The organism is Lacticaseibacillus sp. YLM2-1 (assembly GCF_056583465.1).
In genome coordinates this window covers 1,737,774-1,754,636 of record NZ_CM152617.1, presented here as the reverse complement: position 1 = coordinate 1,754,636, position 16,863 = coordinate 1,737,774, and the positions used below count along the sequence as shown (strand labels likewise).

Genomic DNA, 16,863 nt, shown 5'->3' with positions numbered 1-16,863 from the left:
TTTGACCTAGCCAATGTTCAAGTTAAGGAGAAATTTTATGCGATTACGTAACAAACAGTGGGCGAAACCGCTAATCTTGGCTCATCCTGAAATGATTCTGGTTCGCCCAGAAAAGATGCAAGGTCATTGGCAATCGCGATTTGACCAATCACGGCCATTGTATCTTGAGGTCGGCTCTGGGAAAGGTCAATTTATTGTCGAAATGGCCAAGACCCATCCAGATCGAAACTTTATTGCTTTAGAGTTACAGGAAGCCGCTGTAGCAATGATTCTGAAAAAACAGGTTGCCTTAAAATTGCCAAACTTGCAGCTTGTGCTGGGCGATGGTGCGGACTTAACCGATTATTTTAGTGAAGGTGAGATTGATGGCTTGTTTTTAAACTTTTCCGATCCGTGGCCAAAAACCCGTCACGAAAAAAGGCGGCTCACTTATCGTGACTTTTTGCGACAGTATCAAGCCATTATGAAGCCAGATGCTTTGCTGCAGTTTAAAACGGATAATCAAGGGTTGTTTGAATATTCCTTGGTCAGCATGAATCATTTTGGGATGACGTTCGATTTGGTTTCCTTGAACCTACATCACGACAAACGCGTTACGGATAACGTGCCTACTGAATACGAAGAGAAGTTCAGCGCTGATGGCGGTCGAATCTACGAACTTGTCGCGCATTTTAAGCATTAATCGGTTCGTGAAGTTGTTTTAATTGTCTTAAGGTACCATCGGGTTCAACAGCAAAGGCAAACTGATTGAGGCGGTCGCCTTCACGCACGGTCAACCCGCCAGTATACACGCGATAGCGATCACGGCCAGTCCCGCATTCGGTTGGCTGCATGTTGATCCAGCTATTTTCGATGGTTCCGCGATTTGTAAAGTTGGCCTTGACGATGGACAAAATGCGATTAGGAATGGTTCGATAATACAGGCGCCGATAAACAATCGAGGCCATGCCGGCCGTCACCGCAGCAGCGGCTATCCAGACACGCCAATTCGACTTCTTTTTGAAAATTGCCAAATTTGTGACCCCCTTTAGTGATGAAGACGGACCTGTCCAACCTATTCCGGACGTTCTTTTAAAACTGATATAAAGGCGAGACATTGCTGACGTCTTCTGCTAATCTCTAACTGATCTGACGATGTGTGACTTGGCTTTTGTTGACCTGTTCAAGCTTTATCACCTTGAGTATAATGTAACACAGCACGAGCATCATTGATCTTAAGACGATTTCCTGTTATAGTTACTTATAAATAGTAAGCGAAAGGATGTTGGCTATGAAAGAATTAGGCTCTAATGCAGCAATTTTAAATGAGGTCAAGCAACCAGGTAAAAAAATGTTGTTCTTTTCTGCAGATTGGTGCTCGGATTGCCGTTTTATCAAACCAGCTATGCCTGAAATTGAGAAGGACTTTTCAGACTATGAATTCATCGCGGTTGATCGCGATAAGAATTTAGAAGTTGCTCAAGATATGGGTGTGTTTGGCATTCCGAGCTTTATTGCCTTTAACGATGGTAAGGAAACCGGTCGTTTTGTGAATAAAGATCGTAAGACGAAACAACAAGTCGAAGATTTCATTAACGGCTTGCATTAATTTTTGGAGGTTTATATGCTCATTACCAGTTATAATCAACCAGCGTTTGGCGACACCTTGCTTGCCATCACAGGTCAGGATACGGCAACACAAACAATTCAGCGACGTGGTGACATTGTTGCGATTCTCAATGATAAAGGCAACGTGATTGGCTACAACTTTTTCAACGTGACACAGTGGCTGGGTCAGTTAACTGGCCAAGGTCGCCTTGTGTTGACCGCAACACAAATTGCCGAGCTTAATCAGGCTATTCAGACGGCAGGGCTGCCGGGTAAACTAGCGGTTGATGAAACCCCTAAGTTTGTGATTGGCAAAATTGTTGATTTTAAGGATCATCCTGATGCTGATCATCTTCATGTGACGCAAGTTGATATTGGTAATGAACAGGTTCAAATCGTTTGCGGTGCACCGAATGCAGCACTCGGCCAAACGGTTGTTGTTGCTTTGCCAGGTGCCATGATGCCAGATGGCAAAATTATCTGGCCGGGCTCGTTGCGCGGTGTTGACTCTTACGGCATGATCAGCAGTGCCCGTGAGTTAGGCATTCCTGGCGCGCCACAACGTCGCGGTATCTTGGTGATGCCTGATAGTTTACCTGCAGGCACACCATTTGATGCTAAAAAAGCCGAGGCCGTTGTTGCTGTTCAAGCATCATAATTTGTGCCCATCTGAACAGCCGGTTGTAATTGTTTTGATCGCGAATAACGAAAAAATTTGACGTAAGCCTCGTGCTTACGTCTTTTCTTTTGCCTCCAATTGCAAAATCACTGGTCTTAACATGAATCTTTTTCCAATTGCTGGTGATATTTTTAGGGATCAAGGATTATTGGTTGCGGTGCTTATGCTAAAATAGAGGCACTGCTAGAAACATGAATAGAAGGGGATTCAATCATGGCGCATTATGATGGCCCGGCATTTCTACATCAAAATAAAGTGCCGGAACCCCAATCTGAGTTGAATACTTCGGACTGGACACAGGCGCAACACGAGGAACAATATCAGTTGCCACCGCAATTGGCGCACAAACCAAAGCCTGATGTGGATCCGCGCAAGGTCGCGGAGGCTCAGGCCGATTTGCGTGCCTTTGATTATCCGCAACGACCGCGGGGCCGCGATGAGTTATCGCGCCTATCAACGCCAAACAGCACAGCTCATCGGCGTCCTATTGATCGTACCGATTACGCACAAATTGCTGAGATTTTGCGACCAGATTCGCAAACGGTTTATCTTTTTGCGGGCCATGGCATCGAAAATAAGATGGCCGTCAATCATGATATTTCGCTGACACCGTCTGATACGAATACAGCCAAATCGACGACGTCATTTATAGAAAAACAAGATGAAAATGAGGCTAACAGACGAGCGAACGCTTCTAAAGCACCGCAGGAAGATACCTTATTAGCAGAAAAATCGGATGAAGCCGGGACGCAGAACCAAAAGCCGCTTGATGAGACTTTGCCAGAAGCAACCGCACCGTCAGTTGCCGCCAAACCGGTAACACCAACCGACACGCACCAATTATCGTCTTCGACACCGGCAACATCTGCTGTTGAACCACAGGCTAAGTCAGCGGAGACCGAAAAAAAGACATTACTGACCGCTGTGACCGCTGATGAGGCAGAGGAGGCTCCAGCATCGGTTAACAAGCCGTTTGTTGATTCGTCCTCACAGTCTGTCATCAATAAGCCACATGCGCCTAACAGTCGCAAGGCAGCGAGAATTGAGGCGTTGCGGCGCAAACATGCGGCCAAAAAGTTACGGCGTGAATTAGCTGCCCAGAAGGCAAAGGCAAAGCAAGCTCAGGCAGAGGTGCAAACATCACCAAAAACATCAAGGCCACCTTCAACGACGGCTGAAACACCATTAGCCAATGATGCCGACCATTCAACGTCAGCACTAACGCAATCACCGTCAACTGGTATTTTACCTTCATCAATGGCTGCGGCTGAGGACACAGGTTCCGCACCTACAGGGCCAACACCGGGCGTTAGCACACTGCCACCGCTCAAGCTACTTGCTTCGCCGGTCAAAGTTGATCAGGCTGCCCAAGAAGATTGGGTTGTGGCACAAAGCGATCGGTTGGATAAAACGTTGCAAGCCTTTAACGTGGATGCACACGTGGTCGCTCACACTGTTGGCCCGACTGTCACCCAATTTCAAGTCCGCCTGGCCAGTGGTGTTAAAGTCAATAAAATCACGAACCTCAATGATGACTTGAAATTGGCGTTAGCAGCAAAAGACATTCGGATTGAGGCACCGATTCCTGGCAAAAATACGGTTGGCATTGAAATACCAAATCTGAAACCGCGACCAGTGATGCTACGCGAAGTCCTAGATACCCCGGCTTTTCAGCAGGCTAAATCGCCATTGACGATTGCTTTAGGTGTGGATTTTTTTGGCCAGCCTGTGGTCACCAATTTGGCTAGGATGCCACATGGCTTGATCGCCGGAGCAACTGGTTCGGGGAAGTCTGTCTTCATCAACAGTCTGTTAGTATCCTTGCTCTATAAGGCTACACCGGAACAAGTGAGGTTATTATTGATTGATCCAAAAGCAGTGGAGCTTGCCGGTTATAATGGCTTGCCACATCTGGTATCGCCAGTTATTTCCGATCCCAAAGCTGCCAGTGCCGCTTTGAAGTGGGTCGTGTCAACAATGAATGATCGCTATAAGAAGTTGGCGGCGGCTGGTGTCCGTAATTTGGAACAGTTTAATGCAAAGGCCGAGCGTTTTCACGAATACGCACAAGTCCTGCCATACTTAGTGATTATTATTGACGAGTTGGCCGATCTGATGCTAGCTGCGGGCAGTGAGATTCAAGATGACATTGCGCGAATCACGGCGAAGGCCCGGGCGGCTGGGATTCATTTGTTGGTCGCCACTCAACGGCCAAGTGTGGATGTGATTACTGGTACCATCAAGAATAATATTCCGACGCGCATCGCCTTCATGACCGCCAGCCAAATTGATTCACGAACGATTATTGACACGGCAGGCGCAGAACGGCTGCTTGGTCGTGGTGATATGCTGTATCTGGGCAATGGCGCTAGTCAGCCGATCCGCCTGCAAGGAACCTTCGTGGATCGCGAAATTGATGCGATTGTTGATTATGTCAAGGCTCGGCGCGGACCACGTTATCTTTTTGATCCGGCTGGCTTGGTCAAATCGGCTGAAGCCAGCGTGTCACATGAAGACGAGTTGATGCCTGAAGTTCTAGACTATCTATCTGGTGAACGGCATATCTCGACTTCAAAGCTTCAACGGGTTTTTTCTATCGGTTACAACCGCGCGGCTAATTTGATTGATGCGCTTGAAGCGAAGCATCTCGTTTCGCCAGCTAAAGGCGCAAAGCCGCGGGAAGTTTATTACAGTCAAGCAAAGAAAGAGGAACAAACGTCATGACAGAGGCAACCTATTATTTTATTGGTATCAAAGGATCAGGTATGAGCGCATTGGCATTGGTGCTCCATGATTTAGGGCATCAGGTTTTGGGCAGTGATATTACCCAATATACGTTTACCCAAAAAGGACTTGCTGCTGCCGGCATTAAGATGCTGCCGTTTGATCCGGCTAACCTGAAACCGGGTTACACTGTCATTGCTGGCAATAGTTTTACGGACGATCATCCTGAAATCAAACGGGCCAAGGAATTGGGACTCACGATTTATCGTTATCACGAATTTTTGGGCAAGCTGATTGAAGGTTATACCAGTATTGGGGTTGCTGGTGCGCACGGAAAGACCAGTACAACCGGTTTGCTGGCCCATACCTTAAGCGGCGTTGCTAAAACCAGCTATTTGATCGGTGATGGCACAGGCAAGGGCATTCCCGACTCCAAATTCTTTGTATTTGAAGCTGATGAATATCGCCGGCATTTTCTGGCCTATCATCCTGACTACATGATTATGACCAATATCGATTTTGATCACCCTGATTACTACACTGGTTTTGAAGATGTATACGATGCTTTCGAAACTGAGGCCAATCAAGTTAAAAAAGCAATTGTAGCTTGGGGGGATGATCCTTGGCTGCGGAAGCTAAAGGCAAAGGTGCCGGTTTATTATTATGGGATTAGTGACCGTGATGATTTTCAGGCTCGCAACGTTGATCGCGATACGAAAGGCAGCAGCTTTGATGCTTACTTCCACGATCAACTGATCGGTCATTTCTTTGTGCCGCTGTTTGGTGAACACAGCGTCCTAAATGCACTGGCTGTGGTCGCGGTCGCTCACATGGAAAAGCTGGATGCAAAGTTGATTGCCCGTGAGCTCGGCAACTTCAGTGGCGTTAAGCGTCGGTTTGCCGAAAAGGATCTCAAGGACATGATCATCGTCGACGACTATGCTCATCATCCGAATGAAATCAAAGCAACCTTAGATGCTGCTCGTCAAAAGTATCCTGACAAGGCGATTATTGCTGTCTTTCAGCCGCATACCTTCAGCCGCACGCAGGCCTACGAACCACAATATGTTCAGGTCCTAAGCCAAGCTGATCAAACATTCTTAACCCCGATTTTCAGTTCTGCTCGTGAGAAAACTGGTAAAATCCGATCCGAAGATATCACCGCGCAGATCAAAGGCGCTGCAGTGATTCATCAGGAAGACATGAAGCCTTTGCTGCAGTATCATAATGCAGTGGTTGTCTTTATGGGGGCCGGTGATATTCAAAAGTATGAAAAAGCTTACGAAACCTTATTGGCTGAAGAATAGACCGTGTGATCATGATTTGTTGGACATCGAAAACTGTGTCTAAAATGATCGAAAACTGCTCATAATAAAGATCGGTCTTTCGCCTGACTGACAAATATCATCATTCCGGTTATAATGGTCTTCAGATACTCGAAAGAGTTACTTGAAAGGAATGAACGCTATGCAAGAACGCCGTGTTGTAAACGAGGCCGGCTTGACACAGTTCTTCTCCCGCATCTATACCTTGATGGGGAGCGGGCTGGTCGTGACGGCGCTCGTCAGTTATTTGTTAGGATTTCCATTCAGAGCTGAGTACACCAGTTTTGTGAGTGGGCATCCGATTGTTTTTTGGATCATGGCTTTTATGCCGATCATTTTGTCATTTTTTGTGACAGGGCGTCGCGCACAGGCAAGTCCGGGGTATGCAACAGTGATGTTTTACCTCATGTCCGCTAGTTTTGGCTTCACGTTCGCTTCAGTTGCCATGGTTGCGGACGGTACTAACCTTGCCGTTGCTTTAGCTACGACAGCGGTTGTCTTTCTGGTCATGTCGATGGTTGGCCATTTTGGCAAGCGTGACTTGAGCAAAGCCGGCAGTATCGCGATGGTTGCCTTGTTTGGGATCATCATCATGTCATTTGTGAATATGTTCCTTGGCTCAAATGGGATGCAACTGCTGATTTCATACGGCGTCCTGATTATCTTCATTGTATTAACGGCGTGGGATACGCAGCGGCTGAAGAACCTGTATCTCACCACTGGCAATGATGGACAAGCTGCCGTTTCGGAAGGCTCGCTAGCGGTTCTCGGTGCGTTAATGCTCTATCTCGACTTCTTGAACCTGTTCACCGCAATCCTACAGATTCTCGGTGTTGGGAATAACAATAATTAACTAAAAATGTTCAAGAGAACTGGTATTTGCCAGTTCTCTTTTTGTTTTCTGCCAGTTTTCCCCTGACCAGCAAGTCACCGGTTAGCAGAATTTGGTACAATGACTATGACAACTAACTCAGGTCGCGGTGACAGTAGCGGCCGTAGAAAAGGAAGCCCACTTATGGCGAGCAAAACAAAATTATTATTAGTCGATGGTAACTCAGTCGCATTTCGTGCATTTTTTGCTTTATATAATCAATTAGACCGTTTTACGAACCAAGATGGCTTGCACACCAACGCCATTTATGCGTTTAACAACATGCTCGAGATTGTTTTAAAGGCAGTCCAACCAGATGCCGCTTTAGTAGCATTTGATGCAGGCAAGACGACTTTTCGCACAGCCAAATATGCTGATTACAAAAGTGGTCGCGCCAAGACACCGAGCGAATTGCTGGAACAATTGCCTTATATCAAGGAATTGTTGGATGACATGGGCATCGCGCATTATGAATTAAAGGATTACGAAGCCGATGACATTATCGGCACAATGGCTAAGCGTGCGGATGAGGCCGGCTGGGAAACGACGATTGTCACTGGTGATCGCGATTTGACGCAGCTGACGACCGATCGGACCACAGTTCAAGTGACAGTGAAGGGTGTCAATGAGCTTGAAGCCTACACCCCAGCACATGTCAAAGAAAAGCTTGGCATCACACCGGCTCAAATTATTGATCTCAAAGGTTTGATGGGTGATACCTCGGACAACTATCCTGGGGTGACCAAGGTCGGTGAAAAAACAGCTCTGAAATTGCTCAATCAATACGGAAGCATGGAAAACCTCTATGCTAATGTGGATGACATGAAAAAGAGCAAGCTTAAAGAGAATTTGATCAACGATAAAGATAACGCTTTCTTAAGCAAACAGTTGGCAACGATCGATCGCGATGCACCGCTTACTGTGGACTTAGCGGATGTGACATATGCTGGACCGGATTTAGACAAACTCCGGGACTTCTATACAAAAATGAATATGAATTCGTTGCTCAAAAAAATCGGTGGCAGTGTCGCTAAACCTGTTCAGGCGGTTCATTTTTCCGTACTGGATGAGCAATCGATTCTTGCACTCACCAAGCTGACCGAACCTCTGACTTTTGAGATTGAAATGCTCGAGGATAATTATCACGTGGCCGAACAAATCGGTTTCTTTATTGGCACTAAGGAAGAAACTTACGTGAGTACCGATGTCACCTTGCTGACGCTGCCAGCGGTTAAACGGTGGCTGGAAGATGCCAAACGCGATCTGACAGTTTTTGATGGCAAACGAAACATCGTTGCCGCTAATCGACTCGGCGTTAAATTACCGGATATCGCTTTTGACGTGTTATTGGCGTCCTATTTGATTAATCCTGACGAAAACAGCAATGATTTGGGTAAAATCGCTGAAGATCACGATTATCATGACTTGCCGCGTGATGAGGATATTTATGGCAAAGGCGCCAAACGGCAAGTGCCAGAAGACGATAAGCTGTTTGGCCAGTTTGCTCGCAAGTCTGATGCTTTGTTCGCATTGCGGCCTGATTTGACCGGTGATTTGGAAAAACAGGAACAAACGGACTTATTCACTGATATGGAAATGCCGCTTTCTCGGGTTTTGGCAGAAATGGAAATTCAAGGGATTACCTTAAATGCTAAAACACTGAAGGCTATGGGCACTGAATTCTCACAAAGCATCAAGATTTTGGAAGAAAAAATCTATGCAGAAGCTGGCGTGAAGTTCAATTTGAACTCACCAAAGCAGCTCGGCGAAATTCTTTTTGAAAAATTGAATCTGCCTGTGATCAAGAAAACGAAGACCGGTTACTCGACAAGCGTTGACGTGTTGAACGAATTGAAATCGGCAAGTCCGATTGTGCAGGACATTTTGGATTATCGCGGCTGGGCAAAATTGAATTCGACTTATGTTGTCGGCTTGTTGAAGGCGCAATTGCCTGATCATAAGATTCATACCCGCTATTTGCAGACTTTGACGCAAACTGGCCGATTGAGCTCAGTTGATCCTAACATGCAGAATATTCCTGCTCGTGATGAAGGTAAGATTATTCGCAAGGCCTTTGTACCGTCACATGAAGGTTGGCAAATTTTTAGTTCTGACTATTCCCAAATTGAGTTGCGGGTGTTGTCGCATATTTCCGGGGATGAGAATATGCAGGAGGCGTTTAAACATGGCGTCGACATTCACGCCAACACTGCGATGAAGATTTTTGGCCTGAGTTCGCCAGATCAAGTCACACCTGATATGCGGCGGCAAGCCAAGGCAACTAACTTCGGTATTGTGTATGGCATTAGTGACTATGGTCTATCCCAAAACATTGGCATTTCCCGTAAACAGGCAAAAGCGTTCATTGATGGTTATTTTGATCAATATCCTAAGGTTCATGATTATATGGATGCGATGGTCAAGAAGGCGCGTGAAGACGGCTATGTCGAAACCCTGTTCCATCGGCGGCGCTATCTGCCACAAATTCACTCACGCAACTTCAATCTGCGTAAGTTTGCCGAGCGGACCGCTATGAATACGCCGATTCAGGGTAGCGCTGCGGATATTATCAAGGTAGCCATGATTCGCATGCAAAAGGCCTTGGATGAGGCCGGTTTGCAAGCTAAAATGCTTCTACAGGTTCACGATGAACTCATCTTCGAGGCACCTGAAGAAGAAATTGTCCAGCTTAGCGAGCTCGTGCCCAAAGTCATGGACTCAGCAGTTCACCTTGATGTGCCATTAAAGGTTGAAAGTCATTATGGACCAACTTGGTTCGACGCTAAATAAGGAGATTTCAATGCCTGAATTACCTGAAGTGGAAACAGTTCGCCGCTCGCTTCTGCCGTTAGTCAAAAATAAAGTCATTACTGCCATCAACACTAACTGGGAGAAAATCCTGATCAATGGGTTGGCGACTTTTCAAAAGGAAATTGTCGGCAGTGAGATCACGACCATTGATCGGCGCGGCAAGTATCTTTTGATGCGCCTCAGCAATGGTGAAACGATCATCAGCCATCTGCGTATGGAAGGGCGTTACTATGTTGTCAAAGATGCAAACACACCTTTTGATAAGCATGATCACGTCACGTTCACATTTCAGGATGGTAGTCAGTTGCGGTATCGGGATCTGCGAAAGTTTGGGCGGATGCGGCTGATCAAAACCGGGCAGGAGGATCAGGTCACAGCACTTGCTAAACTTGGGCCGGAACCAACGCCAAGCACGTTTGACGAGACTGAGTTTGCCCGGCGCCTGAAACGCCATCATAAACCGATCAAGTCGGTTTTGCTCGATCAAACCGTGGTAGCGGGCGTGGGTAATATTTATGCTGACGAGGTATTGTGGTTAAGCCAACTGAATCCGCTGCAGCCAGCTGATACCTTGAAATCTAAAGAAATCAAAACACTGCATGACGCGATTATCCAAGAATTAAACGCAGCCATTGCGGCAGGCGGCACCAGCGCGCATACGTATGTTGATGCAGAAGGCAATCGCGGTTCTTTTCAAAATGCCTTGCACGTCTATGATCGGGAAGGTACCCCGTGCGATCGCTGCGGCACGACGATTGTCAAAATTAAGGTTGGTCAGCGCGGAACCCATTACTGCCCACACTGTCAGCCATTACATCAAAGGAGGCGGCCAGCGTGACTTATCTCTTGGGGTTAACCGGTGGCATTGCATCGGGGAAATCGACGGTAAGCCGCACTTTCAAAGCCGCTGGGTTTCCGGTGGTGGATGCTGATGTCATTGCCCGCCAGATCGTCGAGCCTGGGCAGCCTGTTCTTGCGCGCATTGCTCAAGCTTTCGGTCCTGAAGTGCTGCGCGCGGATGGCAGCCTAGATCGCGCCAAGCTGGCCGAGATTGTTTTTTCCCAGCCAGGCAGAATGGCAGCCTTGAATCAGATCAATCGGCCTTATTTGCGCGAGGCCATCAGTCAGGCACTTGCACAGGCAAAAGCCGGTGGGGCCGCCATCGTTGTCGGCGACATTCCTTTGTTGTATGAGGCCGATTATGCCGATGACTTTGACGGTGTTGCGGTTGTGAGCGTTGATCCCAATATCCAACTATCGCGTTTAATGGCACGAGACGGACTCTCAGAGGCTGATGCGGAGGCTCGAATTCAATCGCAAATGCCGTTAGCGCAAAAGGCAGCATTGGCAGATTTTGTGATTGATAATAATGGGACTCAAGAGGCAACCATTGCCCAAGCCAATGCCTTGATCCACCGGCTGCAACGGCTATCATAAGCGGCTTACGCGTGCTATAATAAGCTATCAAACTTTGATTAAGAGGGTGGAGTCGTGCAATGTCCCCATTGCCATCATAATAGTTCGCGAGTTGTCGATTCCCGACCAACAGACGGTGGCCGTGCGATTCGCCGCCGTCGCGAATGCGAAAATTGCGGGTTTCGGTTTACAACCTTTGAACGGGTTGAACAAACCCCGCTGTTAGTGATCAAAAAGAATGGTACACGTGAAGAATTTAATCGTGAGAAGATCCTAAAAGGACTTATTCGGGCCGCTGAAAAACGGCCTGTTACCATGGAACAAATGCAAAGTATTGTCGATTCGGTCGAAAATCAGTTGCGTGCGATTGGTGAAAACGAAGTCTCCAGTCAGGCGATCGGTGAGTTTGTCATGTCTAAACTAGCCGATGTCGATGACGTTGCCTATATCCGTTTTGCCAGCGTTTATCGACAGTTTAAAGATATGTCCGTCTTCATGCAGGAACTGCAGGACATGATGAAGAAAGAAAAGACCAAGAAGTAAAGATCATCGCAGCTGAAAATGGTAAACCGGACCTGAGGCAAATGTCTCAGGTCCGTTGTCTGAAAAGAGGTGAAAGTGCATGCAACGTCCTGATACATTTAGTCCACAGGCAGGGTTTGTGTTAACAAAAGCCGGTCATTTGAGTGATTTTGACGAAAAAGTGGCAATTTCACTCTATCAGCCGCTCATCGGGCCGATTGCGATGGCATTGTATCTGAGCCTGTGGCAGGAAGTTAAAGATCGCGCACTAGTGACTGATCGACGTCTGCAATTATGGCTGCTGGATTTATTAGATATTGATATTGATCAATTATTCAATGCGCGTGTCAAACTGGAGGCGGTCGGGTTACTGCGCACTTATACGCAAGTCGACTCATTAGGGCGGTACTACGCTTATGAGTTGTATGCACCGGTGGCACCTGATGCCTTTTTCAAGGACGATCTTCTCGGGTTGCTCCTATACGACAAAGTCGGGGAAAAAAGATACGATGAGCTGGTTGGCCAATTTAGCCTCAAACCAGTGCGCAGACCTGAATGGCAGGAGATTACAGCCAGTTTTCTCGATGTGTTTCGGTTTGATCATGATTTGAGCAAGGAACCACCAGCAGTGGTGGCAGCTAAATCAGATATGACGCAAAAAGAAGCTACGCGGCCACGGCTTGGCACAGGCGGCGGCTATGATTGGGCATTAGTCAAAGCGATGCTGGCGAATAGTAATATTCAAGCGGGGCAACTCGCCACGCATCAGGAAGCGTTGTATCAAATCGCCGGTTTTTACGGGATTCAACCGCCGGATTTTGCTCGCTTGATTAGTCGCGCCACAGATGTCATGACTGGCAAAATTAATTTGAGTCAATTGCGGCGCTTAGCTGAACAAGGCTACACCCGAGCACAACCACATGCGCAGCCGACGACCACGACGGCGCCGCCAAAAGTGGCATCAGCCGACGAAGCTTTGTTGCAAAAAGCCAAAAGTATGCCGCCGCGCCAATTCTTAACCGCGGCCAAGCAGGCAAAAAATGTCCGAATGTACCCGGCTAACAACGAGTTACGTGCCGTTCAGCAGCTGAGTGAGCGGAATGTGTTCGATGCGCCGACGATCAATATTTTGATTGATTATATTTTACGAACCAATGACAGTATCAATCAGGCATTGCTTGATGCAATTGCTAATAGTTGGCTGAAAGCTAATGTGACCAGTCCAGAGGCTGCTTTGAAACAGATAAGTGACTTTGAAAAGCAGAAGGCCAGTGGCCAAAAACGGCGTCAAGGCAGCGCCAAAGGTCCGCGGCAGGAGAAGTTGCCAGATTGGGCACAAGAAGGTTACCAGCCTGAAAAGAAAAAGGTGAGCGATGCTGACCGCGAGAAACTAGCAGCCCAATTGGCGAAACTGCGTGAACTCGGTGATAAAGGAGGCGCGAACTGATGGAAGATATGCGGAAACGAATTGCCATGTTGATGGATTCTCGACAGTGGCGGGATCGTTATTTCAAGATGGTCAAAGAAGCCTTGCAGGACCCTGAAGTTCAGGCTTTTCTAAAACAACATACCGGCGAACTCGCCGATGATGCGATTGATCGCGGAACCGCGAAGATCTACGAATTTGTCAGCGAACGAAACAAAATTGCTCGCGGCGAATTACCATTGGCACCGGGGTATAAGCCGACCCTGGTGGCAGCTAACGGTTTGATTGACGTCGCGTATGAACCAACAGATGCCAAAATTGCGGCCGATGAGGAGGCTAAACAGGCTTCCTTAGTCACCTCGGTTAACATGCCCAAGGACATTCGTGGGGCAAGCTTAACCAATTACGATCCGACTGATGAGCGGATGGATGCTTTGTTGGCGGCTAATCAATTCGTTCTCGCCGTTGTTGCCGATCCTAAGGCTTTTCATCAAGGACTATATTTGAGTGGGCCATTTGGAGTCGGCAAAACATATTTGCTTGGCGCCATCGCCAATGATCTTGCCGAAAAAGGCGGGATTGCCAGTACCTTGATTCATGTCCCAACATTTGTGGTTGAAATGAAAAATGCCATCGGGAACAACACCGTCTTGCCGAAGATTGATCGCATCAAACGCGCGCAAGTTCTGATTCTTGATGATATCGGTGCTGAAAGCATTAGCCCATGGGTTCGCGACGATGTTCTTGGCATCATTTTGCAGTATCGCATGCAGGAAAAAATGCCGACCTTGTTTAGCTCGAATAAAAGCATGGAAGATTTAACTGCCTCACTTGCCGGCACAGATCGCGGAAATTCAGAGATGCTCAAAGCCAAGCGCATCATGGAACGGATTCATTTTTTAGCTAAAGAAGTGCAGGTCGGCGGTGAAAATCGGCGCAATCCATTGGCAGATTGACGCTCAAAGTATCGCTATTCAGTTGTAAACCGTTGGCGGATGATGTTATTTCCAGAATTACTTGTAGCCGTGCGGACGGAGCTAGTTCACGCTGTGGCTGAAACGCGCTCTCTGGTGCAGAAACCTGCACATAAGGACCTCAAGCCTAAAATGACCAAGGCCCGGCCATTTAGGCTTGAGGCCACTTATGTTCCGGTTTCTAAACGCGCCAGAGAGCGCTCTTTTTCAGAAAACCTCTTGCACCTGACTGCGCAATGTGTTTCAATGAAGCTATCGAAGACGGAAGCAACAAAGGATCATTCAATAGAGAGCGAGACCATGGCTGAAAGTCTTGCAAGATCTGATCCGAACCACTTCTCGAGATTGCCGCAAGGCCCTGTTACGCAGGTTACGCGTCAATTAAGTGGCCAACAGCCGGTGCTGTTGGCAAACTGGGTGGAACCGCGATCACTGATCGTCCCTGATGTCTCTTAAGAGATGTCAGGGATTTTTTGGTTTCTTCGAAAAAACAATAAAGGAGTCTTACTCATGGCATTAGATATTACATTTCCTGATGGTAACGTCAAACAGTTTCCTGATGGCACCACAGTTAAGGCAATCACCGAGGGTATTAGTAATAGCTTGGCAAAGAAGGCTGTCGCCGGCAAGTTAGATGGCGATTTGATCGCTTATGACGAACCGATTGCGCATTCTGGTAAATTGCAAATTATGACCAAGGATGATGCAGAAGGTTTGACCGTTTTGCGGCAAACAGCAGCGTTCGTACTGGCCGCTGCTTTGAAAGACTTATACCCGGATATTCATTTTGGTCAGGGTCAAGCAACGGAAGACGGCTTTTACTACGATACCGATCGTGCTGACGGTCAGGTGAGTGTTGATGATTTGCCAACCGTTCAAAAGAAAATGGAAGCGATTATCAAGGAAAACGCGGCACTTGAACCAGTTGTGTTGAGTCGCGCCGAAGCTTTCCAAGCCTTCAAAAATGATCCATTCAAGAAGCAGTTGGTTGAAGCTGCTGGCGATCCGATCAAAGGCTATAAGTTAGGCGACTTCGTTGATTTTGAAGAAAAAGTGTTGCTACCAAGTCTCAAGGACTTGAAGCATCTGAAGCTGCTGTCAGTGGCTGGTGCATACTGGCAAGGCAAGAGCAGCAACCCGATGCTGCAACGGATCTACGGCACGGCATATTGGAGCGAAAAGGGTCTGGAAGATGATGCCAAACGACGCCAAGAAGCTGCTGAACATGACCATCGGGTGATTGGCCGTGATTTGGATCTATTCTTCGTTGATCCTAAGGTTGGTGCAGGCTTGCCGTACTGGATGCCAAATGGTGCCACGATTCGTCGTGTTATCGAACGCTATATCATCGACAAGGAAATTGCCGATGGGTATGAACACGTCTACACACCTGTTTTAGCTAACTTGGATCTCTATAAGACGTCTGGTCATTGGGATCACTATCGCGAAGACATGTTTCCGCCAATGGACATGGGTGACGGCGAAATGTTGGAATTGCGGCCAATGAACTGCCCAAGCCATATTCAGATTTATAACCATCACATTCGCTCTTATCGTGAATTACCGTTGCGGATCGCAGAACTCGGCATGATGCACCGTTATGAAAAGTCAGGTGCCCTGTCCGGCCTGCAACGTGTCCGTGAAATGACGCTGAACGATGGTCATACTTTTGTTGCTTTAGACCAAGTTCAAGAAGAATTCAAAAAGATTCTGCGCTTGATCATGGATGTTTACGAAGACTTCAATATCACCGATTACAGTTTCCGGCTTTCATATCGTGACCCTAAGAACACCGAAAAATACTTCGATGATGACGAAATGTGGACACGTAGCCAAAGCATGTTAAAAGGTGCCATGGACGACTTGAAACTGGATTATTACGAAGCCGAAGGTGAAGCTGCCTTCTATGGTCCAAAGTTGGATATCCAAACGAAGACCGCACTTGGCAATGACGAAACCATGTCAACCATTCAACTGGACTTTATGCTTCCGGAACGGTTTAATCTAACCTACGTCGGTAAAGACGGTGAAGAGCATCGGCCAGTCATGATTCACCGCGGGATTGTCGGCACGATGGAACGGTTCATTGCCTATCTGACCGAAATCTACAAGGGTGCCTTCCCAACTTGGCTAGCACCGACACAAGCTGTTTTGATTCCAGTCAACAATGATCTGCATCTGGATTACGTCAATCGCATTAAGAAACAAATGTTAGCCGCCGGTCTCCGCGTTAAAGTTGACGATCGGAACGAAAAGATGGGCTACAAGATTCGTGAAGCGCAAACCAAGAAGATTCCATACACCGTTGTTGTCGGCGATAAGGAATTGAATGATGCTGCGGTTTCGGTTCGCCGCTATGGGGATGAACACACCGAAGAAGAAGCAGGCAACATGTTCATCGATGCTTTAGTTGCTGAAGTGAAGAATTACAGCCGTGACGGCAAAACCAAGCCAGGCGAAGCGACCAAGGTTTTAGGTGATTAGTGTCATTTTCAATCAAATGGGGAAGGAACTTTTGAGACATTGTT

Annotated in this window: 15 protein-coding genes; 14 read left to right on the top strand and 1 reads right to left on the bottom strand. The window is 47.3% G+C overall.

Annotation, left to right across the window (positions count from 1 at the left end; genetic code table 11):
• Positions 1-37 precede the first annotated feature (37 nt).
• Positions 38-682, top strand: coding sequence for a tRNA (guanosine(46)-N7)-methyltransferase TrmB (gene trmB, locus AC07KQ_RS08530; RefSeq protein WP_003602613.1), 645 nt, complete (start codon positions 38-40; stop codon positions 680-682).
• Here trmB and AC07KQ_RS08525 read toward each other — a convergent pair.
• A complete protein-coding gene (locus AC07KQ_RS08525; protein WP_016387953.1) occupies positions 672-1,013 on the bottom strand; it encodes a hypothetical protein in 342 nt (113 codons plus the stop codon). The genes trmB and AC07KQ_RS08525 overlap by 11 nt on opposite strands.
• 257 nt (positions 1,014-1,270) lie before the next feature.
• Between AC07KQ_RS08525 and AC07KQ_RS08520 the strand changes: the two genes are divergently transcribed.
• The 13 genes from AC07KQ_RS08520 (at position 1,271) to thrS (ending at position 16,819) form a co-directional block, all read left to right on the top strand.
• Positions 1,271-1,588: a thioredoxin family protein gene (locus AC07KQ_RS08520; protein ID WP_003565903.1), complete on the top strand. Its 318-nt coding sequence runs from the start codon at positions 1,271-1,273 to the stop codon at positions 1,586-1,588.
• A 15-nt stretch (positions 1,589-1,603) separates the two neighbouring features.
• Positions 1,604-2,245, top strand: a complete 642-nt coding sequence (ytpR, locus tag AC07KQ_RS08515; RefSeq protein ID WP_003565901.1) for a YtpR family tRNA-binding protein — start codon at positions 1,604-1,606, stop codon at positions 2,243-2,245.
• Positions 2,246-2,479: 234 nt separating this feature from the next.
• A complete protein-coding gene (locus AC07KQ_RS08510) occupies positions 2,480-4,990 on the top strand; it encodes a DNA translocase FtsK (RefSeq protein WP_016387952.1) in 2,511 nt (836 codons plus the stop codon).
• Entirely contained in the window at positions 4,987-6,297 is a 1,311-nt protein-coding gene (gene murC, locus AC07KQ_RS08505) for a UDP-N-acetylmuramate--L-alanine ligase (RefSeq protein WP_003575428.1), read from the top strand. Before AC07KQ_RS08510 ends, murC begins: the two co-directional genes overlap by 4 nt.
• Before the next feature lie 160 nt (positions 6,298-6,457).
• Positions 6,458-7,168 (top strand): Bax inhibitor-1/YccA family protein, encoded by a 711-nt coding sequence (locus AC07KQ_RS08500; RefSeq protein WP_003570523.1) that lies wholly within the window; start codon positions 6,458-6,460, stop codon positions 7,166-7,168.
• A 162-nt stretch (positions 7,169-7,330) separates the two neighbouring features.
• Positions 7,331-9,976: a DNA polymerase I gene (gene polA, locus AC07KQ_RS08495; RefSeq protein WP_016387951.1), complete on the top strand. Its 2,646-nt coding sequence runs from the start codon at positions 7,331-7,333 to the stop codon at positions 9,974-9,976.
• A 10-nt stretch (positions 9,977-9,986) separates the two neighbouring features.
• Positions 9,987-10,835, top strand: a complete 849-nt coding sequence (gene mutM / locus AC07KQ_RS08490; protein WP_019913638.1) for a bifunctional DNA-formamidopyrimidine glycosylase/DNA-(apurinic or apyrimidinic site) lyase — start codon at positions 9,987-9,989, stop codon at positions 10,833-10,835.
• Entirely contained in the window at positions 10,832-11,434 is a 603-nt protein-coding gene (coaE, locus tag AC07KQ_RS08485) for a dephospho-CoA kinase (RefSeq protein ID WP_016372836.1), read from the top strand. Before mutM ends, coaE begins: the two co-directional genes overlap by 4 nt.
• Before the next feature lie 54 nt (positions 11,435-11,488).
• The gene (gene nrdR, locus AC07KQ_RS08480; RefSeq protein WP_003565887.1) at positions 11,489-11,956 is read left to right on the top strand and encodes a transcriptional regulator NrdR; all 468 of its coding nucleotides are present in this window, start codon (positions 11,489-11,491) and stop codon (positions 11,954-11,956) included.
• A gap of 79 nt (positions 11,957-12,035) precedes the next feature.
• Positions 12,036-13,382 (top strand): replication initiation and membrane attachment family protein, encoded by a 1,347-nt coding sequence (locus AC07KQ_RS08475; protein WP_016387949.1) that lies wholly within the window; start codon positions 12,036-12,038, stop codon positions 13,380-13,382.
• Positions 13,382-14,317 (top strand): primosomal protein DnaI, encoded by a 936-nt coding sequence (dnaI, locus tag AC07KQ_RS08470; protein WP_003570519.1) that lies wholly within the window; start codon positions 13,382-13,384, stop codon positions 14,315-14,317. Before AC07KQ_RS08475 ends, dnaI begins: the two co-directional genes overlap by 1 nt.
• A gap of 93 nt (positions 14,318-14,410) precedes the next feature.
• Positions 14,411-14,791, top strand: coding sequence for a hypothetical protein (locus tag AC07KQ_RS08465; protein WP_014566559.1), 381 nt, complete (start codon positions 14,411-14,413; stop codon positions 14,789-14,791).
• Between the two features lie 54 nt (positions 14,792-14,845).
• A complete protein-coding gene (gene thrS, locus AC07KQ_RS08460; RefSeq protein WP_003584690.1) occupies positions 14,846-16,819 on the top strand; it encodes a threonine--tRNA ligase in 1,974 nt (657 codons plus the stop codon).
• Positions 16,820-16,863 lie beyond the last annotated feature (44 nt).